The sequence below is a fragment of the Massilia brevitalea genome, assembly GCF_030711405.1.
Lineage (GTDB): Bacteria > Pseudomonadota > Gammaproteobacteria > Burkholderiales > Burkholderiaceae_D > Telluria > Telluria brevitalea.
The window spans coordinates 137,038-162,434 of the sequence record NZ_JAULSI010000002.1 but is presented as its reverse complement, the minus strand read 5'-3'; the positions used below and the strand labels follow the sequence as shown (position 1 = coordinate 162,434).

The 25,397-nt window shown below is 64.8% G+C and carries 26 protein-coding genes; 22 read left to right on the top strand and 4 right to left on the bottom strand.

Annotated features, from left to right (window positions below):
* Positions 1 to 2: 2 nt before the first annotated feature.
* Positions 3 to 1,448: an alpha/beta hydrolase gene (locus tag QWL29_RS01695; protein ID WP_305821155.1), complete on the bottom strand. Its 1,446-nt coding sequence runs from the start codon at positions 1,446 to 1,448 to the stop codon at positions 3 to 5.
* Positions 1,449 to 1,769: 321 nt separating this feature from the next.
* Here QWL29_RS01695 and rplM point away from each other — a divergent pair, with 321 nt between their 5' ends.
* The 6 genes from rplM to erpA all read left to right on the top strand — a co-directional run bounded on the left by rplM (position 1,770) and on the right by erpA (position 6,124).
* Positions 1,770 to 2,198: a 50S ribosomal protein L13 gene (gene rplM / locus QWL29_RS01690; RefSeq protein WP_229438160.1), complete on the top strand. Its 429-nt coding sequence runs from the start codon at positions 1,770 to 1,772 to the stop codon at positions 2,196 to 2,198.
* A gap of 9 nt (positions 2,199 to 2,207) precedes the next feature.
* A complete protein-coding gene (rpsI, locus tag QWL29_RS01685) occupies positions 2,208 to 2,600 on the top strand; it encodes a 30S ribosomal protein S9 (RefSeq protein ID WP_305821154.1) in 393 nt (130 codons plus the stop codon).
* Between the two features lie 220 nt (positions 2,601 to 2,820).
* Positions 2,821 to 3,867: a patatin-like phospholipase family protein gene (locus tag QWL29_RS01680; protein ID WP_305821153.1), complete on the top strand. Its 1,047-nt coding sequence runs from the start codon at positions 2,821 to 2,823 to the stop codon at positions 3,865 to 3,867.
* Positions 3,868 to 4,027: 160 nt separating this feature from the next.
* Positions 4,028 to 5,065, top strand: coding sequence for an N-acetyl-gamma-glutamyl-phosphate reductase (argC, locus tag QWL29_RS01675; protein ID WP_305821152.1), 1,038 nt, complete (start codon positions 4,028 to 4,030; stop codon positions 5,063 to 5,065).
* Positions 5,066 to 5,301: 236 nt separating this feature from the next.
* Positions 5,302 to 5,700 (top strand): bactofilin family protein, encoded by a 399-nt coding sequence (locus tag QWL29_RS01670; RefSeq protein WP_229438157.1) that lies wholly within the window; start codon positions 5,302 to 5,304, stop codon positions 5,698 to 5,700.
* 55 nt (positions 5,701 to 5,755) lie between these two features.
* Entirely contained in the window at positions 5,756 to 6,124 is a 369-nt protein-coding gene (gene erpA / locus QWL29_RS01665) for an iron-sulfur cluster insertion protein ErpA (RefSeq protein ID WP_229438156.1), read from the top strand.
* Positions 6,125 to 6,595: 471 nt separating this feature from the next.
* Here erpA and QWL29_RS01660 read toward each other — a convergent pair whose 3' ends face one another.
* A complete protein-coding gene (locus QWL29_RS01660) occupies positions 6,596 to 7,708 on the bottom strand; it encodes an anhydro-N-acetylmuramic acid kinase (protein WP_370663654.1) in 1,113 nt (370 codons plus the stop codon).
* Between the two features lie 94 nt (positions 7,709 to 7,802).
* Positions 7,803 to 9,167: a M23 family metallopeptidase gene (locus QWL29_RS01655; RefSeq protein WP_305821151.1), complete on the bottom strand. Its 1,365-nt coding sequence runs from the start codon at positions 9,165 to 9,167 to the stop codon at positions 7,803 to 7,805.
* Positions 9,168 to 9,317: 150 nt separating this feature from the next.
* Here QWL29_RS01655 and tyrS point away from each other — a divergent pair, with 150 nt between their 5' ends.
* The 16 genes from tyrS to QWL29_RS01575 all read left to right on the top strand — a co-directional run bounded on the left by tyrS (position 9,318) and on the right by QWL29_RS01575 (position 24,735).
* Positions 9,318 to 10,583, top strand: a complete 1,266-nt coding sequence (gene tyrS, locus QWL29_RS01650) for a tyrosine--tRNA ligase (protein ID WP_305821150.1) — start codon at positions 9,318 to 9,320, stop codon at positions 10,581 to 10,583.
* Complete coding sequence (gene dtd, locus QWL29_RS01645) at positions 10,580 to 11,038, top strand: D-aminoacyl-tRNA deacylase (protein WP_305821149.1); 459 nt, start codon at positions 10,580 to 10,582, stop codon at positions 11,036 to 11,038. The genes tyrS and dtd overlap by 4 nt, the downstream gene beginning before the upstream one ends.
* 43 nt (positions 11,039 to 11,081) lie before the next feature.
* Positions 11,082 to 11,747 carry a YbhB/YbcL family Raf kinase inhibitor-like protein gene (locus tag QWL29_RS01640; protein WP_305821148.1) on the top strand — a complete coding sequence of 222 codons (666 nt, stop codon included), beginning with the start codon at positions 11,082 to 11,084 and terminating at the stop codon, positions 11,745 to 11,747.
* A gap of 37 nt (positions 11,748 to 11,784) precedes the next feature.
* Positions 11,785 to 12,441, top strand: coding sequence for a histidine phosphatase family protein (locus tag QWL29_RS01635; protein WP_305821147.1), 657 nt, complete (start codon positions 11,785 to 11,787; stop codon positions 12,439 to 12,441).
* 150 nt (positions 12,442 to 12,591) lie between these two features.
* On the top strand, positions 12,592 to 13,617 hold the full coding sequence (gene dusB, locus QWL29_RS01630; RefSeq protein ID WP_305821146.1) for a tRNA dihydrouridine synthase DusB: 1,026 nt from the start codon (positions 12,592 to 12,594) through the stop codon (positions 13,615 to 13,617).
* Between the two features lie 84 nt (positions 13,618 to 13,701).
* Positions 13,702 to 13,935, top strand: a complete 234-nt coding sequence (locus QWL29_RS01625) for a helix-turn-helix domain-containing protein (RefSeq protein WP_056338842.1) — start codon at positions 13,702 to 13,704, stop codon at positions 13,933 to 13,935.
* Between the two features lie 90 nt (positions 13,936 to 14,025).
* Complete coding sequence (gene purH, locus QWL29_RS01620) at positions 14,026 to 15,624, top strand: bifunctional phosphoribosylaminoimidazolecarboxamide formyltransferase/IMP cyclohydrolase (RefSeq protein WP_305821145.1); 1,599 nt, start codon at positions 14,026 to 14,028, stop codon at positions 15,622 to 15,624.
* A gap of 261 nt (positions 15,625 to 15,885) precedes the next feature.
* Positions 15,886 to 16,422, top strand: coding sequence for a crossover junction endodeoxyribonuclease RuvC (gene ruvC, locus QWL29_RS01615; protein ID WP_305821144.1), 537 nt, complete (start codon positions 15,886 to 15,888; stop codon positions 16,420 to 16,422).
* A gap of 33 nt (positions 16,423 to 16,455) precedes the next feature.
* The gene (gene ruvA, locus QWL29_RS01610; RefSeq protein WP_305821143.1) at positions 16,456 to 17,037 is read left to right on the top strand and encodes a Holliday junction branch migration protein RuvA; all 582 of its coding nucleotides are present in this window, start codon (positions 16,456 to 16,458) and stop codon (positions 17,035 to 17,037) included.
* Positions 17,038 to 17,131: 94 nt separating this feature from the next.
* The gene (gene ruvB, locus QWL29_RS01605) at positions 17,132 to 18,193 is read left to right on the top strand and encodes a Holliday junction branch migration DNA helicase RuvB (protein ID WP_305821142.1); all 1,062 of its coding nucleotides are present in this window, start codon (positions 17,132 to 17,134) and stop codon (positions 18,191 to 18,193) included.
* Positions 18,193 to 18,648, top strand: a complete 456-nt coding sequence (locus QWL29_RS01600; RefSeq protein WP_305821211.1) for a YaiI/YqxD family protein — start codon at positions 18,193 to 18,195, stop codon at positions 18,646 to 18,648. Before ruvB ends, QWL29_RS01600 begins: the two co-directional genes overlap by 1 nt.
* A 91-nt stretch (positions 18,649 to 18,739) precedes the next feature.
* Complete coding sequence (locus tag QWL29_RS01595; protein WP_305821141.1) at positions 18,740 to 20,578, top strand: CIA30 family protein; 1,839 nt, start codon at positions 18,740 to 18,742, stop codon at positions 20,576 to 20,578.
* On the top strand, positions 20,575 to 22,380 hold the full coding sequence (locus QWL29_RS01590; RefSeq protein ID WP_305821140.1) for an amidohydrolase family protein: 1,806 nt from the start codon (positions 20,575 to 20,577) through the stop codon (positions 22,378 to 22,380). Before QWL29_RS01595 ends, QWL29_RS01590 begins: the two co-directional genes overlap by 4 nt.
* Positions 22,381 to 22,399: 19 nt before the next feature.
* On the top strand, positions 22,400 to 23,542 hold the full coding sequence (locus QWL29_RS01585; RefSeq protein ID WP_305821139.1) for a sensor histidine kinase: 1,143 nt from the start codon (positions 22,400 to 22,402) through the stop codon (positions 23,540 to 23,542).
* Complete coding sequence (locus QWL29_RS01580; protein ID WP_305821138.1) at positions 23,539 to 24,156, top strand: response regulator transcription factor; 618 nt, start codon at positions 23,539 to 23,541, stop codon at positions 24,154 to 24,156. The genes QWL29_RS01585 and QWL29_RS01580 overlap by 4 nt, the downstream gene beginning before the upstream one ends.
* A 111-nt stretch (positions 24,157 to 24,267) precedes the next feature.
* Entirely contained in the window at positions 24,268 to 24,735 is a 468-nt protein-coding gene (locus tag QWL29_RS01575) for an MgtC/SapB family protein (protein ID WP_305821137.1), read from the top strand.
* A 438-nt stretch (positions 24,736 to 25,173) separates the two neighbouring features.
* On the opposite strand, the gene QWL29_RS01570 is transcribed toward QWL29_RS01575, so the two are convergent.
* Positions 25,174 to 25,383 carry a cold-shock protein gene (locus QWL29_RS01570; RefSeq protein WP_305821136.1) on the bottom strand — a complete coding sequence of 70 codons (210 nt, stop codon included), beginning with the start codon at positions 25,381 to 25,383 and terminating at the stop codon, positions 25,174 to 25,176.
* Positions 25,384 to 25,397 lie beyond the last annotated feature (14 nt).

Here is a 25,397-nt window from a genome sequence, read left to right as displayed (position 1 = left end):
ATTCAGGGTTGCGGCCCGGCGCTGCCGAGCTGGAAGGTCGGGGCCGGGATCTCGGCCAGGCACTTGGCGTTCAGGGTCTCGGTCGGCTTGTCGAGGAATTCGCGCAGCAGGCGCGGCGCGCAGCCGAGCTGCGACACGCCGTGGCCGGCATTCGCCACCACCAGGTGGCGCGCGTTGCTCATGAACTCGGCGGCGCGTTCGGCGCGGCGCGGCGGCGTGACCGGGTCGAGCGCGCCCGACAGCAGCAGGGCCGGCGCTGCGATCTTCGACGGCGCAGCGTAGGGCACGGCCGGCACCTTCATGTCCTTGCACAGGCTCGGGATGCGCTCGGCCAGCGGGCGCGTGAGCAGGGCGTTGTCTTCCGCGGCCAGTTCCGGCGTCATGCGCGGCACGTCCTCGGCGCAGACCACGGCCAGGTGCAGCAGCATGGCGCTGGACCCGTCGCTGGCGAAGTCGCCGGCGATGTTGTGGCGCGCAATGAAAGGCTCCCAGCGCCCGTTGTAGGCGCTGTGCAGCAGGAAGGGCAGGCGCCGCGCGTCGGCCGGCGCATACAGGATGTTGTGGACGGTGCCGAGGAAGCGCTGGCCGGTCATGGTGAAGGTGACCGGCGCGGCGGTGCGCGGGTCGGCGATCGAGAGCTTGATGCCGGCCTCGGTGCGCTTCACCAGGGCGTCGAACTCGGCGCGCAGGTTCGGGTAGGCGCCCTTGCAGGCGGCGTTCGCGGCGCACTGGGCAAACAGTTTGTCGAGCGCGGCGGTGCCGTCGCGCCCGCCTGCCGGGATCACCTGGTCGGGCGCGGCCACGCCGTCCAGCACCAGGGTGCGCACGCTGTCGGGGAAGGCGCGCGCATAGGCCTGGCCGAGGCGGGTGCCGTAGGAGCCGCCCCAGACGTTCACCTTGCCGTAGCCGAGCGCTTTGCGCACCTGCTCCAGGTCGCGTGCGGCCGCGGCGGTGGTGTAGGCGCCGAAGGGCGCGCGGCTGTTCGTGATGCAGGCGCGCACCTCGGCTTCGAGCTCGGCGTCGCTCATGGTCTCGTGTTCGGGCCGGCTTTCGCAATCGAGCTTGCCCGACAGGCCGGTGCCGCGCTGGTCGATGAAGACGATGTCGCGGGTGGCGCGCACGCGCCGGAAAGCGGCCGAGAGCAGGGGCAGGACTTCGCTGCCGGCCTGGCCGGGGCCGCCGGCGAGCACGAACAGCGGATCGTTGCGCGCGGCCTCGCGGAAGGCCGGCGCCACCGTCACGTGGATCTTGATGCCGGGGCCGCCAGGCCTGGCGTAATCGAGGGGAACCGGGACGGCCAGGCAGCGCAGCGTATCTTCGCTACCGGGCAGGTGGCAGTTGCGCGTGGCCGCCTTGGCAGCAGATGCGGCCGATGATGCTGGCGCAGCCTGGACGGCGCCCGACAGCAGCAACGCGCCCAGGGGAAGCAGGATGGATCGAATTTTCACGAAAACTCCTCTAACAATTGATCCATACTAATTTGGCATCAATTCTCAGGTCAACTCAAAAGTTTCACTAAGAACACTTTTTAGATACATATGTGTGGTTGAGTTTAGTTCTCATAGGGAACATGACTTTGCGCAAGCTCACCATGCACGAACATTGACAGGCGCGGATACGACAGTGGCACAAGGCCGCCTTGACGCTGCCGTGGAAAACGGGGTATGATCGTCGGCTTTCCATTTGCTCTGGAAAAGACAATAAGGCAGAGTCCGCAGTAACCCTTGCGGAACCACCATTTGAGCAATTTACCTATTTAGGAAGTCAACATGAAAACTTTTTCCGCTAAGGGCCATGAAGTCCAGCGCGACTGGTTCGTGATTGACGCGACGGACTTGGTCCTCGGACGTGTTGCCAGCGAAGTGGCACTCCGACTGCGCGGCAAACACAAACCAGAATTCACTCCGCACGTCGATACCGGTGACTACATTGTCGTCGTCAACGCAGGCAAACTGCGCGTGACCGGCACCAAGGCTACCGCCAAGACCTATTACCGTCACTCGGGCTACCCGGGCGGTATCTACGAAACCAACTTCCTGAAAATGCAACAGCGCTTCCCGGGCCGTGCCCTGGAAAAAGCTGTCAAAGGCATGCTGCCGAAGGGCCCACTGGGCTATGCAATGATCAAGAAGCTGAAAGTGTACGCGGAAGGCACCCACCCGCACGCAGCACAGCAACCACAAGCACTGACCCTCTAAGGAACTGACATGATCGGTAACTACAACTACGGCACCGGCCGTCGCAAGAGTGCAGTCGCTCGCGTGTTCATCAAAGCCGGCAGCGGCCTGATCGTCGTGAACGGCAAGCCTGCGAACGAATACTTCTCGCGCGAAACCGGCCTGATGGTCATCCGTCAACCGCTGGAACTGACCGGCAACGTCGAGCGTTTCGACATCAAGGTCAACGTCCATGGCGGCGGTGAGTCGGGCCAGGCTGGCGCCGTTCGTCACGGCATCACCCGCGCTCTGATCGACTACGATGCAGGCCTCAAGGCTGACCTGGCACGCGCCGGTTTCGTCACCCGTGACGCCCGTGAAGTCGAGCGTAAGAAAGTCGGCCTGCGTAAAGCACGTCGCGCCAAGCAGTTCTCGAAGCGTTAATCGCATCAAGCAGCCTTGTGCTGCATACTGCTGGACAAGAAAGCCACCTTCGGGTGGCTTTTTTATTGCCGCATGCTTTTCCGCATTCGGTTCTGTACCTGTTACGCACTGATATTGTGCACTGCAAAATTTTTACTAATGGTTCTTGCCGAATGTTCGGCAACGCACGGCCATGCGCATGCGTGCGGGGTAGGCTGAAACAGATAAATTTTGCAGGGGCATGATTGTGATGGATGGCGTAAAAAGAATCAGCCTGGGGATCCAGGGCGGCGGCGCATTTGGCGCCTTTGGGTGGGGTGTGCTGGACCGGCTGCTGCAGGAAGAGCGGATCGAGATCGGCGCCATCAGCGGCACCAGCGCCGGCGCCGTGAATGCGGCGGTATTGGCCGACGGCTATGCCCGCGGTGGCGGGCGCGCAGGCGCACGTGCGGCATTGCAGCGTTTCTGGCGTCGCCTGAGCGCCGCGGCCTCGGCCGTCAGCCCGGTGCGGCCATCGCCCTTCGATTGGGCCATGGGTGGCGGCACGCTCGCGACCTCGCCCGGCTACCAGCTGATGCAATTGCTGGCCGGCGTGCTGGCGCCGCCGGCCTCGCCGCTGTCGATGAACCCGATGCAGCCATTGCTGGCCACGCTGATCGATTTCGAGCGCGTGCGCGCCTGCGAAGAAATCGCACTGTTCATTCCGGCGACGAATATCCGCAGCGGCAAGGGCAAAGTTTTTCTGCGCGAGGAACTCGATGCGCGCATGGTCGCCGCCTCGGCCTGCCTGCCCTATGTGTTTGCGCCGGTCGTGATCGACGGCGAAGCCTACTGGGACGGCAGCTTCGTCGGCAATCCTTCGCTGTCTCCGCTGGTGGACAATGGCCCGGCCGACATCGTCATCATCCAGAACAATCCGATCGCGCGGCCGGGCTTGCCGATGACGATGAGCGACATCCAGGGCCGCACCAGCGAGATCGCCTTCAACATCGCCTTCGTGCGAGAGGTGAGCGCCATCCGTCACCTGGGCGGGGTGGTCGATGCCGAGGACAGCAATATCACGCATGCGTCCGGCGTGCGCCTGCATCTGATTAGTGGTAACGAACAACTCCAGCAGCTGGATTTGTCGAGCAAGTTCAATACCGAATGGCCCTTCTTGCTACGCCTGCATGCGCTGGGTGTGGCGACCGCCGAACGCTGGCTGGAAGAAAGCGTCGATGCCATCGGCAAGATGTCGACCCTCGATCCGGTGCCGGTGCACGAAGCGGAATGGCTGACGGGTACCTGAAACAGCCGCCATGCAATATTTGCAGGTATCGCTTCCTGTGCAAATATTCTTTGCATGGCCGTGCAAAGCGCCGAAGTCCCTGTGCGCCGCCCCAATGCCGGCAGGCTGTTAAAATTGCAGCCTCGGCCCGGCTGGGCACTTATTTTACGAAGGAAACAATATGATCAAAGTTGGCATCGTTGGCGGAACCGGATACACGGGCGTGGAATTGCTGCGGCTGCTGGCCGCGCATCCCGACGTGGAGCTGACCGCGATCACCTCGCGCAAGGAAGACGGCCTGCCGGTGGCCGACATGTTCCCCTCGCTGCGCGGCCGGGTGAACCTGGCGTTCTCGGCGCCGGACAAGGCCGACCTGACCGGATGCGACGTGGTCTTCTTCGCTACCCCGCATGGGGTGGCCATGGCGCAAGCCCCGGCCCTGCTGGCTGCCGGCGTGAAGGTCATCGACCTGGCCGCCGACTTCCGCCTGAAGGACCGCGCCGCCTTTGAAAAATGGTACAAGATCGAGCACACCGCGCCGGACCTGATCGAGGAAGCCGTGTATGGCCTGCCGGAGCTGAACCGCGACGACATCAAGAAGGCGCGCCTGATCGCCAACCCGGGCTGCTACCCGACCACGATGCAGCTCGGCTTCGTGCCGCTCTTGAGGGCCGGCCTGATCGAGGCCGACAGCCTGATCGCCGATGCCAAGTCGGGCGTCTCGGGCGCCGGCCGCAAGGCCGAGATCGGCACGCTGTTCTCGGAGTCCAGCGACAACTTCAAGGCCTACGGCGTGGCCGGCCACCGCCACACCCCGGAAACCTCGGCCCAGCTGCAGCGCTACACCGACCAGAAAATTGGCCTGATCTTCACCCCGCACCTGGTGCCGATGATCCGCGGCATGCACGCGACCCTGTATGCGCGCCTGACGAAGGACATCGACAATGCGTCCCTGCAGGCGCTGTTCGAGGAAGAATACAAGGATTCGGCGTTCGTCGACGTCATGCCGTTCGGCTCGCACCCGGAAACCCGCTCGACCCGCGGCTCGAACATGCTGCGCCTGGCGCTGCATCGTCCGGAAGGCACGAACACCGTCGTGATCCTGGTGGTCCAGGACAACCTGGTGAAAGGCGCGTCGGGCCAGGCAGTGCAGTGCATGAACCTGATGTTCGGCCTGGACGAGACGACCGGATTGCAACAGATCGCTTTGCTGCCGTAGGGTAGACACGTCATCGAGTCCCCCAGACTCGATGACTCCACGCTGTGATACGTGACGGTTGCGATGATGCATCCGCGATCGAAGCCGCCACCATTTGCTGTATGGATGTCAGGTGATTCCTACAGGCATTGCCTGACCAGAGCTAGATCAAGGTGGTAACTGTTGAGGGCGGTAAATTGGCCGGTGCGCTGGTTAATTTACGAGACGCAAATCCATCTATCTACAGGGGTGCCACCATGTTCGGTCGCAACGCGAAAAGCGAAATTGACAGCCTGATCGGCATAGCCGCCCGCATCGAAGGCGACCTCTGTTTCAGTGGCGGCCTGCGCATCGACGGTGAGGTGCATGGCAATGTGCTGGCCAGCGAGGGACCGGACAGCGTGCTGATCGTGTCGGAACACGCCCGCATCGAAGGCGAGGTGCGTTGCGCCAACCTGGTGGTAAACGGCTATATCGCCGGCTCCGTGCATTCCACCGAGCTACTTGAATTGCAGCCGAAAGGCCGCATACATGGAGATGTCCACTATAAACTGCTCGAAATGCACGGCGGCGCCCTGGTCACCGGCAAGCTGACGCACCAGCCGGCGGGCGAGCCGGTATTTCACCTGGCGGAAGCGGCAAGGGCCGAAGCATGACCGGCGCGAACCGTCTATAATGAGCATAAATCGAAATTAATCAGGAGTTTATCCCATGACAGCAGTGGCCGAAGTGCAAGACTTTGACACCATCCCGACCCCGATCGTCTTCACCGACAGCGCCGCTGACAAAGTGGCGCAACTGATTGAAGAAGAAGGCAACCCAGACCTGAAACTGCGCGTGTTCGTGCAGGGCGGCGGCTGCTCGGGCTTCCAGTACGGCTTTACCTTCGACGAAATCGTCAACGAAGACGACACCACGATGGAAAAGAACGGCGTGCAATTGTTGATCGACTCGATGAGCTACCAGTACCTGGTCGGCGCGGAAATCGACTACAAGGACGACCTTGAAGGCGCCCAGTTCGTCATCAAGAACCCGAACGCCACCAGCACCTGCGGCTGCGGTTCGTCGTTCTCGGCGTAAGTTGTTTGATGGCCCGGCGGTAGCGGGCGTCGTATCCAGATCCGGGCACTGCCCGGATTTGTTGTTTGTGGATCAGACGCGCAGCTGATCCGTAGAGGATGTGAAAAAATCGTCAGGGCAAGGCGCCGAGTCGAAGACAGTACGAGCGTACGGCGAGACGAGGCAACGCAGCCATGGCGATTTTTTCACATCCTCGTACGGTGGGCAGCCCGTGTGCGCGCGGAACGATGCACAATGTTTGCAGCCGATGCGGATGCAAAGCTGGCGTCGCGTTAGCGCTACCCAAGGCCTTGCAATAACGCATCCATCGGCCTGGGCTATTGGATGATCTTTGGGTGCTGTAACGAGTTGCAGCAACTGCGACCAGGAAACCGCCGCATCAGTGCATGCTTCCGCGTGGGCACGGGGTGCCCACCCTACGTAAGCTTGGTGCACACGTCCAGTTGGTGGGTTCGGAGAACCCACCCTACGCTATGCCGGGTATAGCGCGCCCAGCACGCGCGGTCCTGTTGCCCCGGTTACTGCCGTCATGTTCCCTGGTTCGCGCTCCATGAAGCGGTAACCCAGCCAGGCAAACGCCAGCGCCTCGACCCGGTTCGGCGCCACGCCCAGCGCCGTCGTCGATTCCACCGACACATTCCCGCCTAGTGCAGCCGCCAGCGCACGCAGCAGGGCGCCGTTGTAGGCGCCGCCGCCGCAGACGTAGACGGCATCCACCGCCGCACTTTCCTGCAAAATTGCCTGCGCAATCGAACGCGCCGTCAAGGCCACCAGCGTGGCCTGCACGTCGGCTGGCGCCAGGCCGGCAAATCCACTCAGGCGCGCGTCCAGCCATTCCATATGGAACAAATCGCGCCCGGTGCTCTTCGGCGCCGGCTGGTGGAAATAGGCTTCCTCCAGCAGCACGGCCAGCAGCCCATCGTCTACCCGACCGCTTGCGCCCCAGGCGCCGTCGGCGTCGTATTCCTTGCCCTGGTGCCGCGCAATCCACCCATCCAGCAAGACATTGCCCGGTCCGGTATCGAAACCGGTCACGCGCCCCTCCGCATGCAGCACGCTGATGTTGCCGATGCCGCCGATATTCACCACCACCCGCGCCGTGCCCGGCTGGCCGAAGGCAGCTGCATGAAAGGCCGGCACCAGCGGCGCGCCCTGGCCGCCGGCGGCGATATCCCGGCTGCGGAAGTCGGCAATCACGTCGATGCCGGTCAGCTCGGCCAGCAGGGCAGGGTTGTTGGTCTGGCGCGTGAAGCCCAGCTCGGGCCGGTGGCGCACGGTCTGCCCGTGCACCGCCACCGCCGCTATTGGCCCCGGAGCCGCCGGCAGGAGCTCCTGCACGCACGCCGCATAACAGCGCGCCAGGCCGTTGGCGGCAAGCGCTTCGCGTTCGATCTCGTTGTCGCCATGCGCCTGCAGCGCCATCAGCTCGGCACGCAAGGCGGACGGGAAGGGCACGAAGGCGGCATCGAGCGTGCGGATCGTGCCGCCGCCGAAATCCGCCAGCACGCCATCGACACCGTCCATGCTGGTGCCGGACATCAAGCCAATATAGAGAGTGGAGCCGGGAGTGGAAGTCGTCATCATTTGCCCATCATAAACGAAGCCCTGGAGCGCCTGTCCAAACAAAAACGCCTTCCGTGCAAGCAGCGGAAGGCGTTTTCAGGGGAGTGCCGACGTCTTAGCGTGCAGCCATGGCGTTGCCGCCAGGGGTCAGCAGCGAGAAGCGGTGGTTCATCTCGGCAGCGGCCATCTTGAAGCGGGTCAGCTCTGCAGCGGTGAGCGGCGCCTGGGTCAGGCCCTTCAGTGCGTTCGGATCGCGCGCGACATTTGCCACGCGGAATTCATAGTGCAGGTGGGCGCCGGTCGACCAACCCGTCGAGCCGACATAGCCGATCACCTGGCCCTGGCTGACCTTGGCGCCCTTGCGCATGCCGGTGCCGATACGGCTCATGTGGGCGTAGGCGGTGCTGTAGTTGTTCCAGTGCTTCAGGACGACCATGTTGCCGTAGCCATTGCCCACACCGGCGAAATCGACGGTACCGTCGCCGGCGGCGCGGATCGGGGTGCCGGTTGGCGCCGCGTAGTCGATGCCCTTGTGGGCTTTCCACTGGCCCGAGATCGGGTGCACGCGGTTCGAGAAGCCCGACGACACGCGCGAGAAGGCGATCGGCGACTTGAGGAAGGCTTTTTTCAGCGACTTGCCGTCCAGGCTGTAGTAGCCGCCCTGCTTGCTGACCGGGTCTTCGAACCAGACGGCCTGGAAGCTGGTGCCGCGGTTGATGAATTCGCCGGCCAGGATGCGGCCGGTTTTCACCATTTCGCCGTCGAGCCAGAAGGTTTCGTACACGACGTTGAAACGGTCGCCGCGCTTGATGTCGTTGCGGAAGTCGATATTGGTCGAGAACATCTGGACGATTTCGCCGACCACGGAATCCGGGATCGAGCCGCCGTCGACGTTCGCGTCGGTGGCCGAGTACAGCGAGGAGGACTGGATTTCGCGCGAACGCATTTCGACGCGGCGCTCGAGCTTGGCAGGCGCCTCGCTGGCAACGAAGCCTTCGCCCTTGCGTGCGATGGTCAGGATCGTGGGAGCGCTATCCTTGCCAGGAATGGTGGCGCGCAGCGACAGCAGCTGGCCGTTTTCGTCGGTCTCGGCTTGCAGGCGCTTGCCGTTTTTCAGCGACAGCACGCGGCGGGCGAGTTTGTCGGTGCGGATGAACTTTTGCGCTTCGGCGTCGTCAACGCCCATGCGGCTCAAGGTCGAACCGATCGAATCGCCGGAACGAACACTTTCCTGGTGGATGAATTGCTGCTCGTCTTCCTGCAGCGCGGCGATCTGGTCGGCCAGGTTCGGCAGGGCCAGGTTTTCAGCGACCGACTTGACTTCGACGTCGTCGGGTTCGGAGGCAACCGGGGCCACGGCGACTGCGCCGAAAGCGCAGAGTGCCAGGGCTGCCGCGCCGGCGCCGACAATGCGGGTCTTGCGACTCGTGTGAGTCAGGAGGGACCAGCCTTGTCGAGTGAGTTTTTGTATAGGGTTCATGCAATCAGTTAAAATTTGCCGCTTGAACTTCTCACCTATTTTATTCTTGTTATTCTGAAAAGTTTTCTGCAGGCAAGATTGATGGGATCGAGAATTATACCAAACTACGTGCTCCTACAACCGTTTTAGCCAAACTCCTACAAGATTTTTATGACTTCCTCCGCGACTTCAGGTAGTAGCAATTTTGCAAGTAAAGCCATCCTGCCCCTGTCGGACAAGGTGCAAGAGGCGCTTGCGATCACCAAGCGCGGTGTCGACGAACTGCTGATCGAAAGCGAATTTGCACAAAAGCTGGCCCGCTCCGAACAAAGCGGCGTACCACTGCGCATCAAACTCGGCGCCGACCCCACCGCGCCGGACCTGCACCTCGGCCACACCGTGGTGCTGAACAAGCTGCGCCAGCTGCAAGACCTCGGCCACAACGTTACCTTTTTGATCGGCGACTTCACCTCGATGATTGGCGACCCGTCGGGCCGCAACGCCACGCGCCCGCCGCTGACCCGCGAGCAGATCGAGGAAAACGCCCAGACTTACTTCCGCCAGGTGGGTCTGATCCTGGATGCCGAGCGCACCGAGATGCGCTACAACTCCGAGTGGTGCGACCCGCTGGGCGCGCGCGGCATGATCCAGCTGGCCTCGCGCTACACCGTGGCGCGCATGATGGAACGCGACGACTTCACCAAGCGCTACAAGAGTGGGACTCCGATTGCTGTTCATGAGTTCCTCTATCCTTTGATGCAGGGCTACGATTCGGTCGCTTTGAAATCAGACCTTGAGCTAGGTGGAACGGACCAGAAATTTAACCTGCTGGTCGGCCGCGAGCTCCAGAAGGATTACGGGCAAGAGCCGCAGTGCATCCTCACCATGCCGCTGCTCGAAGGACTGGACGGCGTCGACAAGATGTCCAAGTCCAAGAACAACTACATCGGCATCACCGAGGCGCCCAACATGATGTTCGGCAAGTTGATGAGTATTTCCGACACCATGATGTGGAAATATTTCGAGCTGCTGTCGTTCCGCCCGATGGACGAGATCGCCACGCTGAAGGCGGCCACCGAAGGCGGCGCCAATCCGCGCGACGCGAAAGTGGCCCTGGCCAAGGAAATCGTCATCCGTTTCCATTCGTCCCAGGCCGCCGACGACGCCCTGGCCGACTTCGTCAACCGCTCGAAGGGCGGCATTCCGGACGACGTGCCGGAAGTGAATGTGCCAGGCGCACCGCTGGGCGTGGCCCAGCTGCTGAAGGCGGCCGGCCTGTGCGCCTCGACCTCGGAAGCAATGCGCATGATCGACCAGGGCGGCGTGCGCATCGACGGCGCCGTGGTCAGCGACAAGGGCCTGCAAGTGGCGGCGGGCAACTTCGTGATGCAAGTCGGCAAGCGCAAGTTCGCCCGCGTGAACTTCACTGCTGCATGATCGGCCTGCTGCAACGCGTCAGCCACGCCAGCGTGGTGGTGGATGGCGCGACCGTGGGCGCGATCGAGGCCGGCCTGATGGTGCTGGTCTGCGCCGAAAAGGGCGATACCGAGCGCGAGGCCGACGCCTTGCTCACCAGGCTGCTCGGCTACCGCGTATTTTCCGACGAGGCCGGCAAGATGAACCGCAGCGTCACGGACACGGGCGGCGCCTTGCTGCTGGTGCCGCAGTTTACGCTCGCGGCCGACACCCGTTCCGGTACCCGTCCCTCGTTCTCGCCGGCCGCCAGCCCGGAAGACGGGCGGCGCCTGTTCGATTATTTCGTGCGCCAGGCATGCACACGGCATGGCAAAGTTGAAACCGGTCAATTTGGCGCCGACATGAAAGTCGCGCTGACCAACGACGGACCGGTAACGATCTGGCTGCGCGTTGATCCGGTCGACGTCAAGCGCTGAAACCCGTACCGCATTGCGGCGGAGTCCCACTAGGGAGATTGTGATGAAGATCTGGAGTGATTCATTTACCGAAGGCGGCCTGATTCCGCCGGAATGCGCTTTTGCCGTCATCGACCCGGCCACCCACGTGCGCCTGTCGAGCAACCGCAATCCCCATCTGGCCTGGGACGACGTGCCGGCCGGCACCCAGTCGCTGGTGCTGCTCTGTCACGACGGCGATGCGCCGACCGACGGCACGGACGTCAACAAGGAAGGCAAGACCGTTCCCGAAGACCTGAAGCGCGCCGATTTCTATCACTGGACCCTGGTCGACATTCCGCCCAGTCTGAAAAAACTGGAAGAGGGGCAGTTCTCCGATATGGTTACCCCGGGCGGCAAGCAAGGCCCGAACCTGCCTTTCCTGGTCAAGAACGGTACCGAGCACCAGCTGCGCCAGGGCACCAACGACTACACCGGCTGGTTCGCGGCCGATCCCGACATGGCCGGCGAGTACTTCGGCTACGACGGTCCCTGCCCGCCGTGGAACGACGAGCGCGTGCATACCTACGTGTTTACAATCTACGCGCTGGACATTGTCCATCTGCCGCTCGAAGGCACCTTCACCGGCCAGGAAGCGCGCCTCGCGATGCGCGGCCACATCCTCGACGAAGCCCAGATCTTCGGCGTGTACTCGCTCAATCCACAGATTGCGCCTACGCTCTCGAAGTAACCAACCGCCCCGGCCAGCCGGGGCTTTTCCTTTCTCCATGCAAAACGACACCCCCACCCGGATCGTCCTGATCCGCCACGGCGAAACCGCCTGGAACGCCGAACGTCGCCTGCAAGGCCACCTCGACATCGACCTGAACGCCGAAGGAGAGCGCCAGGCGCGCGCCCTGGCGGCCGCGCTGGCCAACGAGCACTTCGATGTGCTGGTCGCGAGCGACCTGGCGCGCGCCGCCCAGACCGCGAAGGCCCTGGGCGCATCGCGCGACCAGCCGCTGTATATCGACGGCCGCCTGCGCGAGCGCTGCTATGGCGGCTTCGAGGGCCTGCTGTATGCCGAGATCGAGGCCCGTTTTCCGGCGGAATTCGCCGCCTGGCAGGCGCGCGACATCGATGCCGAGCTGCCGCCAGGCCCCAACCGTGGCGAAACCTTTCGCCAGTTCTATGACCGCGTGGTGCCGGCGATCATTGGCTGGGCCGAAGACAATCCGGGCAAGTCGCTGGTCTTGGTGGCCCATGGCGGCGTGCTCGAATGCGCCTACCGCGCTGCGCTCGGCCTGCCGCTGGAAACCCCGCGTGACTTCAAGGTATTGAATGCGAGCATTAACCGCTTCATCGTAAGCGATGGCAAGCTGGAGCTGGTGAGCTGGGGCGAGGTGGGTCACCTGCGTCCGGCTGTAATGGATGAGCTGGCTTAGTTCGCATTGCACCGGCTGTAGCCAATTTTTTTCCTGCTGTCTACAACGGATTCTGCCGTTCGCGACAGTTCGCGACAAATTTTGCTGATAATTTGAGCAGCGGTTCGGGTAAAATAGCAGGTTCCCGCAAATTCTTTCCCCATTCCCGCTGTGCAAATCGGTCCGTATTTACTTCGTAATAATGTCTTTGTCGCACCCATGGCGGGTGTGACCGACCGTCCGTTCCGCCAGCTGTGCAAGCAGCTCGGCGCCGGCTATGCGGTATCGGAAATGGCGGCCTCGAACCCGCGCCTGTGGGCCAGCGAAAAGACCAGCCGCCGCACCGATCACGAAGGCGAAATGGAGCCGAAGGCGGTGCAGATCGCCGGCGCCGACCCGCAGGACCTGGCCGATTGCGCCCGCCACAACGTCGAGCGCGGCGCTCAGATCATCGACATCAACATGGGTTGCCCCGTGAAAAAGGTGTGCAACAGCTGGTGCGGTTCGGCCCTGCTGCAGCACGAAGACCTGGTCGAACGCATCCTGCACGCCGTGGTCGAGGCGGTAGACGTGCCGGTGACGCTGAAGTTCCGCACCGGTTGGGACCGCGAAAACAGGAACGCGCTGACCATCGCGCGCATGGCCGAGCAGGCCGGCATCCAGATGCTGACCCTGCATGGCCGCACCCGCGCCGACGGCTACAAGGGCGAGGCCGAGTACGACACCATCCGCGCCGTCAAGGCGGCGGTCGGGATTCCGGTAGTGGCGAATGGCGACATCACGACGCCGGAAAAGGCGAAATTCGTGCTCGACTACACGGGCGCCGATGCGGTGATGATCGGCCGCGCCGCCCAGGGCCGGCCCTGGATCTGCCGCGAAATCGACCATTACCTGCGCACCGGCGAATTGCTGCCGGCGCCGCTGGTGGAAGAGGTGCGCCACCTCATGAACGAGCATCTGCCGGCCCATTACGCCTTCTATGGCGAATATGTCGGCGTACGGACGGCGCGCAAGCACATCGGCTGGTATGTCGAGGATTTGCCTGGCGGCGAGGAATTCCGCCAGCGCATGAACCGGATGGAATCCACGAGCGAGCAGCTGGATGCGGTGGATAAATTCTTCCAATCTCAACTGGGGTTCGGGGAGCGGTTACAATACCGGCCCGCGCAGCCTGCCGTTGAGGCACAAGCAGCATAAAAATAGTCAGACAAAAAGAATAACAATGGGGACGTCGCCGTCGTGCGCGGCGAAGCAAACACTAACCAGGATGAAGCAGCAGACATGAGCAAAGAGAGTATCCAGGAAGTTGTCCAGAAGAGCCTCGAGGACTATTTCAATGACCTGGGCGAGCAGAAGCCGACGAACATCTACGACATGATGGTCATGACCGTCGAGAAGCCGATCCTCGAAGTGGTGATGACGCGCGCCGACGGCAACCAGTCGCACGCGGCCCAGATGCTGGGCATCAACCGCAATACCCTGCGCAAGAAACTGCAAGAGCACGGACTGCTCTAACGCTTGCCGGCACGAGTGGCCGTGCGCGGGCGCGGCCAGTATGGCGTGCCTCCAATCCGCACAGAATTTTCATCAACCGTGGCCACTCCCATGATCAAACAAGCTCTCATTTCCGTCTCCGACAAGACCGGCGTGCTCGATTTTGCGCGCGCGCTGTCTGCGCTCGGCGTGAACATCCTGTCGACCGGCGGCACCGCCAAACTGCTGCAGGACAATGGCGTGCCGGTGACTGAAGTTGCCGACTACACCGGCTTCCCGGAAATGCTCGATGGCCGCGTGAAGACCCTGCACCCGAAGGTCCACGGCGGCATCCTCGCGCGCCGCGATTTCCCCGAGCACGTGTCCAAGCTGGAAGAGCACGGCATTCCGCAGATCGACATGGTAGTGGTGAACCTGTATCCCTTCCAGCAGACAGTGGCCAAAGCCGAGTGCTCGCTGGAAGACGCGATCGAGAACATCGACATCGGTGGCCCGACCATGCTGCGTTCGGCGGCCAAGAACCACAAGGACGTGGTCGTGATCGTCGACCCGGCCGATTACGGCGTGGTGCTGGCGGAAATGAAAGGCACCGGTGCTGCCGCCGGCGCGGTCGGCTACGACACCAAGTTCCGCCTGGCCAAGAAAGTGTTTGCGCACACCGCGCAATACGACGGCGCCATCACCAACTACCTGACCAGCCTGGGCGAAGACAAGCAGCACGCCACCCGTTCCAGCTACCCGCAGACGATCAACATGTCGTTTGAAAAAATGCAGGACATGCGCTACGGCGAAAACCCGCACCAGGGCGCCGCGTTCTACCGCGACATCGTCAGCATCGACGGCGCGCTGGCCAACTACCGCCAGCTGCAGGGCAAGGAACTGTCGTACAACAACATCGCCGACGCCGATGCGGCCTGGGAATGCGTGAAGTCGCTGGGCGGCTCGCTGGGCAACACTGCGCAAGCAGCCGGTTGCGTGATCGTCAAGCATGCCAATCCCTGCGGCGTGGCAATCGGCGCCGATGCGCTGGACGCCTACTCGCGCGCGTTGCAGACCGATCCGACCTCGGCTTTCGGCGGCATCATCGCCTTCAATGTGGAAGTCGACGGCCGTGCGGCCGAGGCGCTGGCGAAACTGTTTGTCGAAGTGCTGATCGCACCGTCGTTCACCGCCGAGGCACGCCAGATCATGGCTGCCAAGCAGAACGTGCGCCTGCTGGAAATTCCATTGGGCCTGGGCCAGAACGCCTGGGACGTCAAGCGCGTCGGCGGCGGCCTGCTGGTGCAGTCGCCGGATGCGAAAAATGTGGGCCTGGACGAACTGCGCGTCGTGTCGAAAAAGCAGCCGACCCAGCAGCAGTTGCAGGATTTGATGTTCGCCTGGCGCGTGGCCAAGTTCGTCAAGTCAAATGCCATCGTGTTCTGCGGTAACGGCATGACCCTGGGCGTGGGGGCAGGGCAAATGAGCCGCATCGACTCGGCGCGCATCGCCTCGATCAAGGCGCAGAATGCAGGCCTGTCCTTGGCTGGTTCGGCGGTGGCGTCGGATGCCTTCTTCCCGTTCCGCGATGGCCTGGACGTGGTGGTCGATGCCGGCGCGACCTGCGTCATTCACCCGGGCGGCTCGATGCGCGACCAGGAAGTAATCGATGCGGCCGATGAGCGCGGTGTTGTCATGCTGTACACCGGGACGCGTCACTTCCGTCATTGATATTGTTTGCTCGGCCGGGTTGCATTGATATTGTTGGCTCGGCCGGGTTGGTAGGGTGGGCACTTGTGCCCACGCGGATGCTCTGCCTGTGAGACCGCGTGGGCACAAGTGCCCACCCTACGTTTCTACCGTCGGGCCAAAGCATAGCGCGCCACCCGCACACGGTTTTGTTGTAACGTATCCGGCAACAATCCGATGCAAACCTGTGTTTATACACAGTATTTTTCCCACGAACCTTGCTGGCCGGTATAACATTCGATAATGATTATTCTCGGCATCGACCCTGGCTTGCGCACGACCGGCTTTGGCGTCATTGAAAAGCACGGCAGCAAATTGCGCTACATCGCCTCGGGCACCATCAAGACCGGTCTGGAAGGGGCCTTGCCCCCACGCCTGAAGATCATCCTCGATGGCGTGCGCGAGATCGTCGCCACCTACCAGCCGGCCTGCGCGGCCATCGAAAAGGTGTTCGTCAACGTGAATCCGCAGTCCACGCTGCTGCTCGGCCAGGCGCGCGGCGCGGCGATTAGCGCACTGGTCGGCTTCGACCTCGACGTGGCGGAGTATTCGCCGACCCAGATCAAGCAGGCCGTGGTCGGCACCGGCAAGGCGGCCAAGCCGCAGGTGCAGGACATGGTCTCGCGCCTGCTCACGCTGCCCGGCCTGCCCGGTTCCGACGCGGCCGACGCCCTCGGCGTGGCGATCTGCCATGCGAACAACTACGACACGCTGGCCATGCTTGGCGCGCTCGGTCCGCAGATGACCGGCCTGCGCATGAAACGCGGCCGCCTGGTCTAAGCAACGCATCCATACAATATAAAAAGGCCCAACATGATTGGTCGCATCTCCGGAATCCTGCTCGAAAAAGTGCCGCCGCAATTGCTGGTCGACTGCAACGGCGTCGGCTATGAAGTCGACGTGCCGATGAGCACCTACTACAACCTGCCGCATACCGGCGAAAAGGTCGTGCTGTTCACGCACCAGGCAATCCGCGAGGATGCCCATTTGCTGTTCGGCTTCGGCACCGCCAGCGAGCGCGCCCTGTTCCGCCAGTTGATCAAGATTACCGGCGTCGGCGCGCGCACCGCGCTGGGCATCTTGTCCGGCATGTCGGTGGCCGACCTGGCCCAGGCCGTGACCCTGCAGGAAGCCGGGCGCCTGGTGAAAATTCCCGGCATCGGCAAGAAGACCGCCGAACGCCTGCTGCTGGAGCTGAAGGGCAAGCTGGGCGCCGACATCGGCATCGTCGGCGGCGGCGCGCCGCGCGACGACACGCAAGCCGACGTGATGAACGCCCTGATCGCTTTGGGGTATTCTGACAAGGAAGCGCTGCTCTCCACCAAGAACCTGCCCGAAGGCGCGAGCGTTTCCGACGGCATCAAGTTCGCCCTGAAGGCGCTGTCCAAAGGGTGAAGCAGGGGTTTCGTGCGGCATGCCGCACGCCTGCGGAACGGGTCTGCCTTGCAAGGCAGACCCTGGCAACTAATCAGATTTACGAAAATCAGTAATGAGCATCCAGACCGACAACTTCACCGAGCAGCGGGTCATCGACGCGGCGCCGGCCTCGCCCAACGAGGAAGCGATCGAACGCGCCTTGCGCCCGAAACAGCTCGACGAATACGTCGGCCAGGCCAAGATCCGCGACCAGCTCGAAATCTTCATCTCGGCCGCGCGCAAGCGCCGCGAAGCGCTGGACCACACGCTGCTGTTCGGCCCACCGGGCCTCGGTAAAACCACGCTGGCCCACATCATCGCGCGCGAGATGGGCGTGAATTTGCGCCAGACTTCCGGCCCGGTGCTGGAACGCCCGGGCGACCTGGCCGCCATCCTCACCAACCTCGAACCGAACGACGTGCTGTTCATCGACGAGATCCACCGCCTGTCGCCGGTGGTCGAGGAAATCCTGTACCCGGCGCTGGAAGACTACCAGATCGACATCCTGATCGGCGAGGGGCCTGCCGCGCGTTCGGTGAAGCTCGATTTGCAGCCGTTCACCCTGGTCGGCGCCACCACGCGCGCCGGCATGCTGACCAATCCGCTGCGCGACCGCTTCGGCATCGTCGCCCGCCTCGAGTTCTACAACGTCGAGGAACTGACCAAGATCGTGACGCGCAGCGCGCACTTGCTGGAAGCGCCGATCAACGAGGAAGGCGCACGCGAAGTGGCGATGCGCGCACGCGGCACGCCGCGCATCGCCAACCGCCTGCTGCGCCGCGTGCGCGACTACGCGGAAGTAAAAGGCAATGGCGACATCACCAAGAACATCGCCGACCTGGCCCTGAAGATGCTCGATGTCGACTCGGTCGGCTTCGACGTCATGGACCGGAAACTGCTGGAAGCGGTGCTGTTCAAGTTCAGCGGCGGGCCGGTGGGCATCGGCAACCTGGCGGCGGCGATCGGCGAAGCGGCCGACACCATCGAGGACGTACTCGAACCGTATCTGATCCAGCAGGGTTATTTGCAGCGCACGCCGCGCGGACGCATCGCCACCCCGGCGGCGTACCAGCACTTCGGCGTGGCCGCGCCGCGCATCAGCCCGACCGGCGACCTCTGGGACAACCTGCAGTGATGCAGATCTGGGTCGACGCCGACGCCTGCCCCGGCGTGATCAAGGACATCCTGTACCGGGTGGCCGAGCGCACGCAGATCCAGGTGACGCTGGTGGCGAACCAGCTGATGCGCGTGCCGGGTTCGAAGTTCATCCGCGCGCTGCAGGTGCCGAGCGGGGCCGATGTGGCCGACGCCGAGATCGTCGAACGCCTGGCTGCGGGCGACCTGGTCGTCACCGGCGACATTCCGCTGGCGGCGCAGGTGCTGGAGAAGGGCGGCTACGCACTCAATCCGCGCGGCGACTTCTACACGAAAGACACCATCGCCCAGCAGCTGACCATGCGCGCCTTCATGGAAGAACTGCGCAGCGGCGGCGTCGACACCGGCGGGCCGCCGGCCTTCAGCCAGGCCGACCGGCAAAACTTTGCCAACGCCCTCGACCGCCACCTGGCGCGCCAGCGGCCACGCACCTGACATTTGTCACCCCAAAGTGGTGGCGCTTGCTTCTGCCGCCGCCGCCGCGGCATCCGCATAATCGGCTCATACCAACTACCGGGAGAGACCGATGAAACCTGCCACCCTGAAGTACCTGCTGCTGTGCACCGGCCTGGCCGCCGGCAGCCAGGCGCTGGCCGCCGCCACCCTGGTCCAGAACGTCCGCGTCTTCGACGGCGAGGCCGTGCACGAGCGCCGCTCGGTGCTGTTCGACGGCGCCACCATCAAGAGCGCGGACTACCGCGGCGCGGCGCCGCAAGGCGCGCGCATCGTCGACGGCGCCGGCCGCACCCTGCTGCCGGGCCTGATCGATTCGCACGTGCACGCCTTCCGCTATCTCGACCTGCCGCTGCTGTTCGGCGTGACCACCCAGGTCGACATGTTCACCGGCGTGCAGGTGATGCAGGACATGCGCGCGGCGATGGCGGCCGGGAAGAACACGCAGCGCGCCGACATGTTCTCGGCCGGCACCCTGGCCACGGCCAAGGGCGGCCACGGCACCCAGTTCGGCATGGCGATCCCGACGCTCGCCACGCCGGCCGAGGCGCAAGGCTTTGTCGACGCCCGCATCGCCGAAGGCTCGCACTTCATCAAGATCGTGCTCGAGAGCGGGCATGGCGCGCAGCGCATGGCCACTCTCGACCTGCCGACCGTGAAAGCCCTGATCGAGGCGGCGCACCGGCGCGGCAAGCTGGCCGTGGTCCATGTCAGCACGCCGGAGAACGCGCGCGCCGCGCTGGACGCCGGCGCCGACGGCCTGGTGCACCTGTTCGTCGGCAGCACGATCAGCGCGGGCGACGCCGCGGCGCTGGCAAAGCTGGCCGGCGCCAGGCGGGCCTTCGTGGTGCCGACCTTCTCGGCGCTCGAGAGCATGGCCGGCGTCAAGCCGGACGAGCTGCTGGCCGATCCCGCCCTGGCCAGCCTGCTCGACAAGGAACAGGCGCTGCCCCTGAAGGCGAGCTACGGCCAGTCGCCGATGCCGGCCCTGCTGACGGCGCCAAAGGCGGTGACGGCGGCGCTGCGCCGCGCCGGCGTGCCGGTGCTGGCCGGGACCGATGCCGGCAACCCGGGCACCCAGTACGGCGTCAGCATGCACCACGAACTGGCGGCGCTGGTCGCGGCCGGCCTCACGCCGGGCGAAGCGCTGGCCGCCGCCACCAGCGCGCCGGCGCGTCTGTTCCGCCTTGGCCAGCGCGGACACATCGCCGACGGCTACAAGGCCGACCTGCTGCTGGTGGAGGGCAATCCGCTGGCGGACATCGCGGCCACGCGCCGCATCGTCGAGGTGTGGAAGGATGGCGAGAGCGCCGCGCCGCTGCGCGAACGCCAGCGCGCGCGGGTGGCGCAGGAAAACACCGTGCCCGGCCTGGCCCCGGTGCGCCTGCCGCCCGACGGCCGCATCAGCCTGTTCGGCAAGGACAAGCTGGCCAGCCCCTTCGGCAAGGGATGGGGCGCTTCCTACGACAGCATGATGGGCGGGAAGTCGAGCGCGACGCTGCAGGTCGTGCCGGGCGAGGGCGGCCAGGAAGCGGTGGCAGTGACGGCGAAGATCGTGCCGGGCTTTCCATATCCCTGGGCCGGCCTGTACTTCGCACCCGGCGCGCAGCAGATGCAGCCGGCCAACCTGAGCGCCGCCAAGGAACTGCGCTTTCGCGTACGCGGCGATGGCGGACGCTATACGGTCAGCATGCTGTCGCAAGGTGTGACGATCCCCGCGACCGTGCCGTTCACGGCCCGCGCGCAGTGGCAGGAAGTGGTCGTGCCGCTGACCCGCTTCGCCGGCGTCGATCCGGCCCTGGTGACCATGATCGGCTTCAACGCCGGCCCGGAACCCGGCGACTACCGATTCGAGATCGCCGACGTGCGCCTGCTCGAAGGCGCAGGCCAGGCCGCCGGAAGTGCACCATGAAGCGGATCATCCCGGTAACCCTGCTGCTGTGCGCCGGCCTGGCCACCAGCTCGTACGCACTCGCCGCCGCCACCCTGGTGCAGGACGTGCGCGTCTTCGACGGCAAGGCCGTGCACGAGCGCCGCTCGGTGCTGTTCGACGGCGCCACCATCCTCGATGCGAATTTTCGCGGCGCGGCGCCGCAAGGGGCGCGCATCGTGAGCGGCGCCGGCCGCACCCTGCTGCCGGGCCTGATCGACGCCCACACCCATGCCTTCCGCTGGCAGGAGCTGCCGGTGCTGTTCGGCGTGACCACCCAGGTCGACATGTTCACCGACATCGAGCTGATGAAGGCGGCCAAACAGGAGATGGCGCAGGGCAGCCGCCACGACCATGCAGACCTGTTCTCGGCCGGCACCCTGGTCACCGCGCCGAACGGCCACGGCACGCAGTTCGGCCTGCTCATCCCGACGATCACCGGACCGGAACAGGCCCAGGCCTTTGTCGACGCCCGCATCGCCGAAGGCTCGGACTTCATCAAGATCGTGATGGGTGGCGGCTACGGCATGCAGTCGATCAGCCTGGCCACGGCGAAGGCGGTGATCGATGCGGCCCACCTGCGCGGCAAGCTGGCCGTGGTCCACATCGGCAACGAGCAGGATGCGCGCGCCATGCTGGAAGCCGGCGCCGACGGCCTGGTGCACCTGTTCCCGGCCGCGTCGAGCGATGCGGCGGGACTGGCGCGGCTGGCGCGCAGGGAGGGCGCCTTCGTGATCCCGACCTTCGCGGTCCTGGAAAGCATGGCCGGCTGGCGCGGCGACGATTTGCTGGCCGACCCGGGCCTGGCAGGCCTGCTCGACAAGGATGCCCAGGCGCCCCTGAAGACCCACTACGGCAACAAGGAACGCGCCGAGCTGCTGGCTGCACCGAAAGCCGTGACCGCGGCATTGATACAAGCCGGCGTACCGGTGCTGGCCGGGACCGACGCCGGCAATCCCGGCACCCAGTATGGCGTGAGCATGCACCGCGAGCTGAAGGCGCTGGTCGACGCCGGCCTGACGCCGGCGCAGGCGCTGGCGGCGGCCACCAGCGTGCCGGCCCAGGTCTTCAGGCTGGGCAAGCGCGGGCGCATCGCACAGGGCTACAAGGCCGACCTGCTGCTGGTGGAGGGCAATCCGGCGGCCGACATCCTGGCCACGCGCCGCATCGTCGAGGTGTGGAAGGACGGCGCCAGCGCCAACGGCCTGCGCGAGCGCCAGCGCCAGCAGGTGGCCAAGGCGGCGCAGGCGCCCCAGCGGGGGGCAGGCAAGGGCCTGGCATTGCCGCCGGATGGCCGCATCAGCCAGTTCAGCGCGCAGCGCCTGGCCAGCCCGATCGGCATGGGCTGGAGCGCCTCGACCGACAGTTTTGCAGGCGCCAAATCGACCGTGGTCCTGACCCCGGGCCAGGCGCTGGCGGATGGCCAGGTGCCGCTGGCGGTCGACGCGACAGTGGCGCCGGGCCTGCCTTTCGCCTGGGCCGGCCTGGCCTTCATGCCGGGGGCGCAGCCGATGGCGCCTGCCGACTTCAGCGCCGTGAAAACGGTGCGCTTCAAGGTGCGCGGCGACGGCAGGACCTACCAGATGATCGCCATGTCGCAGGGCGTGCCGACCCCGGGCGCGCAATCGTTCACGACAGGCCCGGAATGGGCCGAAGTCAGCGTAGCCTTGCGCGAGCTGAAAGGCATCGATCCGGCCACCGTGACCATGTTAGGATTTAACGCCGGTCCGCAACCGGGCGACTATCGCTTCGAGATCGTCGACGTGCGCCTGCTGACGCAATAACCATAAGAGGACCACAGCGATGAACACGATACGTCAAGCCATGGCAAGGTTGCGGGCCAGGCCCTGGATTCCGGCGGAGTACGGCAAGACGCCTTACCTCTGGCTGCTCAGCCTCGGCTACCTGTTCTGGAAGTATGCCTATGTGCCGCCGACGCCGGTGGAAGCAGCCCTGCTGGCGCTGACGGTCGTGTTCTTCGTCTGGCTGTACTGCGCCAGCTACTGGGCGCGCGGCTGGCAGGTGGCGGGCTGCATCGCGGCCGGCTGCCTGCTCGGCGCGGCCTGGGTGCGCTGGAACATCGGCGCCGCCACCTTCTTCATCTTCGCCTGCGCCATGGCGGCGCGCTACCCCGACATCCGGCGCGCCGTGCTGGCGATCGGCGCCGTGTTCGTGGCCGCTTTCCTGGCCTCGCTGCTGGCCGAGTCGGCGCAGACGCGCTTCCTGTTCCTGTTGCCCCTGCTTACCGCCGGCCTGCCGGTGAGCATGGGCTCGATCATGGATGCGCGCCTGCGCCGCTCGCGCCAGGAACTGCTGCGCAAGCAGGAAGAAGTCGAGCACATGGCCACCATCGCCGAGCGCGAACGCATCTCGCGCGACCTGCACGACCTGCTCGGCCATTCGCTGTCGCTGATTGCGCTGAAGGCGGAACTGTCCGGCAAGCTGGCCGACCGCAACCCGGAGGCATGCAAGCGCGAGATCGCCGACATCGAAGCGACCGCGCGCCAGGCGCTGGGCGAAGTGCGCAGCGCCGTCAGCGGCTACCGCGAAAGTGGCTTGGTCCATGCATTGGCAAGCGCACGCGCCAGCCTGGCCGCTGCCGACGTCGAGCTCGACGAACAAGTCGAGCGTGTAAAACTGGCGCCGGCCGCCGAACATGTGGTGGCGCTGGCCCTGCGCGAGGCCGTGACCAACGTCGTACGCCATGCCGGCGCGCGCCGCTGCACCCTGTCGCTGGTGCTGGAGCAGGGCAGCGCCGTGCTGCGCGTGAAGGATGACGGTGCACGCCTGCGCAACGTGCACGACCTGCACGGCCTGCGCCAGGGGAATGGCCTGAGCGGCATGCAGGAGCGGGCCGCGGCAATCGGCGGCAAGCTCGCGCTGGCGGTGGCTGCAACGAGCGGCCTGGCGCTGGAGTTGCGCGTGCCGGCCGGAGAAACCGCATGATCCGCATCCTGATCGCCGAAGACCAGGCCATGGTGCGCGGCGCCCTGGCTGCGCTGCTCGGTCTGGAGCCTGACATCGAGGTGGTCGCCACCGCCGCCGACGGCGCCGAGGCGCTGGCCCTGTGCGGTCAGCACGCGCCCGACATCGTGCTGACCGATATCGAGATGCCGCGCATGACAGGGCTGGAATTGGCGGCCCAGCTGGCGGCGCGCCAGGACGCGCGCATGGCGCCCTGCCGCGTGATGATCGTCACCACGTTCGGGCGCAGCGGCTACCTGCGGCGCGCGCTGTCCGCAGGCGTGCGCGGTTTTCTCCTGAAAGACGCGCCGGCCGATGCGCTGGCCGCGGCGATCCGCACCGTGCACGCCGGTGGCCGCGCGATCGCGCCCGAGCTGGCGCTGGAAAGCTGGAGCGGCGCCCAGGACCCGCTCACCGAGCGCGAACGCCAGGTGCTGCGCCTGGCCGGCGAGGGCGCCAGCGGCGCCGACATCGCGCGCCAGATCCACCTGTCCGAAGGCACCGTGCGCAACTACCTGTCGGAGGCGATCAGCAAGCTCGGCGCCGGCAACCGGGTCGAGGCCTACCGGCTGGCGCGCGATGCGGGCTGGCTGTAGTGCGCGGCTGGATGTAATGCGCTAAACCGTTTGCCGGACTGGTGCCCAGCCATGCGCCATGCATCCGGCTGGGCTGGCATCATCTCCCTTCGATAGCGGGGGAGGGAAGGCATGGCGTGGTACGAGCAAGTCTGGCTGACGATACAGGCAGAGTTTTCCGATCTGGGCGACGTGGACGACATCACGCGCATCGTGCTGCGCCTGACGGTGGCGGTCGTGCTGGGCGGCCTGCTTGGCTATGAACGCGAATCCGCCGGCGCCTCGGCCGGCCTGCGCACCCACATGCTGGTGTCGCTCGGCTCGGCCCTGTTCGTGCTGATTCCGCTGCAGGCGGGAATGAAGATCGAGGATGTGTCGCGCGTACTGCAGGGCGTTACCGCCGGCATCGGCTTCCTTGGCGCCGGCGCCATCCTCAAGCAAAAGGACCAGAACGACATCAGGGGCCTGACCACGGCCGCCAGCGTCTGGCTGACCTCGGCCGTGGGCATCGCGGCCGGCATGGGGAGCGAAGCCAGCGCCGTGCTCAGCGCCCTGTTTGCGCTGGTGATCCTGGCGGTCGTACGCTCGCCCAGGCGCTGACCTTGTAGCGGCCCCAACAGGAATGATAGGTAGGGAGCGGCCCCGTTGGCCGCCAGGTTTGCTAGGATGATCGGCTCGTGGAAACGATGTGGGGGCTCGCATGTCAGAGTGCAAACGAGCGGATCCACGGGCCAACACGCGCATTGCGGCCCGGGTCGAGGAGGCTTTGCGTATCCTGCAGAGCGACGGCGCCTATCCGGCCTTCGTCTTCATGCAGCTGGCCGGCGTGCCGCGCCACGTGGCGATGCGGCTGCTGTGTTCGCCCGACCGGCATCGCCGGGCAGACCGGCGCATCAGGCCTCGCTCCAGCGGCCAGCCGGGCTGCGCCGCCATTCGAACCTTCCATTCATGCAAAAAGCCCGCCAATTGGCGGGCTCTTCGGTATTGCATCGGGCGCCCATGCTATCTGCATGGTGCGCGCCATTCTTCGCTGCGTGATCAGATCGCGCAGATATTCCCGGCTTTTTCGCCTTTTGGACCAGTCGAGCGCACAAACGATACGCGCTGGTTTTCAGCGAGGCTTTTGAAACCCTGCGATTGAATATCCTGGAAATGCGCGAACAAATCGCCGCCGCCTGCGTCAGGGGTAATGAAGCCGAAGCCTTTTGAATCGTTGAACCATTTTACGGTGCCGGTTTGGGTAGTCATGATTGCATCCTTTT

Coding starts and splice junctions, on each gene's coding strand:
- rpsI (WP_305821154.1), top strand. CDS start 2,208: ATGATCGGTAACTACAACTACGGCACCGGCCGTCGCAAGAGTGCAGTC.
- purH (WP_305821145.1), top strand. CDS start 14,026: ATGATCAAACAAGCTCTCATTTCCGTCTCCGACAAGACCGGCGTGCTC.
- ruvA (WP_305821143.1), top strand. CDS start 16,456: ATGATTGGTCGCATCTCCGGAATCCTGCTCGAAAAAGTGCCGCCGCAA.
- argC (WP_305821152.1), top strand. CDS start 4,028: ATGATCAAAGTTGGCATCGTTGGCGGAACCGGATACACGGGCGTGGAA.
- QWL29_RS01580 (WP_305821138.1), top strand. CDS start 23,539: ATGATCCGCATCCTGATCGCCGAAGACCAGGCCATGGTGCGCGGCGCC.
- QWL29_RS01640 (WP_305821148.1), top strand. CDS start 11,082: ATGAAGATCTGGAGTGATTCATTTACCGAAGGCGGCCTGATTCCGCCG.
- tyrS (WP_305821150.1), top strand. CDS start 9,318: ATGACTTCCTCCGCGACTTCAGGTAGTAGCAATTTTGCAAGTAAAGCC.
- QWL29_RS01595 (WP_305821141.1), top strand. CDS start 18,740: ATGAAACCTGCCACCCTGAAGTACCTGCTGCTGTGCACCGGCCTGGCC.
- QWL29_RS01585 (WP_305821139.1), top strand. CDS start 22,400: ATGAACACGATACGTCAAGCCATGGCAAGGTTGCGGGCCAGGCCCTGG.
- QWL29_RS01590 (WP_305821140.1), top strand. CDS start 20,575: ATGAAGCGGATCATCCCGGTAACCCTGCTGCTGTGCGCCGGCCTGGCC.
- QWL29_RS01570 (WP_305821136.1), bottom strand. CDS start 25,383: ATGACTACCCAAACCGGCACCGTAAAATGGTTCAACGATTCAAAAGGC.
- ruvC (WP_305821144.1), top strand. CDS start 15,886: ATGATTATTCTCGGCATCGACCCTGGCTTGCGCACGACCGGCTTTGGC.
- QWL29_RS01655 (WP_305821151.1), bottom strand. CDS start 9,167: ATGAACCCTATACAAAAACTCACTCGACAAGGCTGGTCCCTCCTGACT.
- QWL29_RS01600 (WP_305821211.1), top strand. CDS start 18,193: ATGCAGATCTGGGTCGACGCCGACGCCTGCCCCGGCGTGATCAAGGAC.
- dtd (WP_305821149.1), top strand. CDS start 10,580: ATGATCGGCCTGCTGCAACGCGTCAGCCACGCCAGCGTGGTGGTGGAT.
- QWL29_RS01625 (WP_056338842.1), top strand. CDS start 13,702: ATGAGCAAAGAGAGTATCCAGGAAGTTGTCCAGAAGAGCCTCGAGGAC.
- erpA (WP_229438156.1), top strand. CDS start 5,756: ATGACAGCAGTGGCCGAAGTGCAAGACTTTGACACCATCCCGACCCCG.
- QWL29_RS01680 (WP_305821153.1), top strand. CDS start 2,821: ATGATTGTGATGGATGGCGTAAAAAGAATCAGCCTGGGGATCCAGGGC.
- QWL29_RS01635 (WP_305821147.1), top strand. CDS start 11,785: ATGCAAAACGACACCCCCACCCGGATCGTCCTGATCCGCCACGGCGAA.
- rplM (WP_229438160.1), top strand. CDS start 1,770: ATGAAAACTTTTTCCGCTAAGGGCCATGAAGTCCAGCGCGACTGGTTC.
- QWL29_RS01670 (WP_229438157.1), top strand. CDS start 5,302: ATGTTCGGTCGCAACGCGAAAAGCGAAATTGACAGCCTGATCGGCATA.
- QWL29_RS01575 (WP_305821137.1), top strand. CDS start 24,268: ATGGCGTGGTACGAGCAAGTCTGGCTGACGATACAGGCAGAGTTTTCC.
- ruvB (WP_305821142.1), top strand. CDS start 17,132: ATGAGCATCCAGACCGACAACTTCACCGAGCAGCGGGTCATCGACGCG.
- QWL29_RS01660 (WP_370663654.1), bottom strand. CDS start 7,708: ATGATGACGACTTCCACTCCCGGCTCCACTCTCTATATTGGCTTGATG.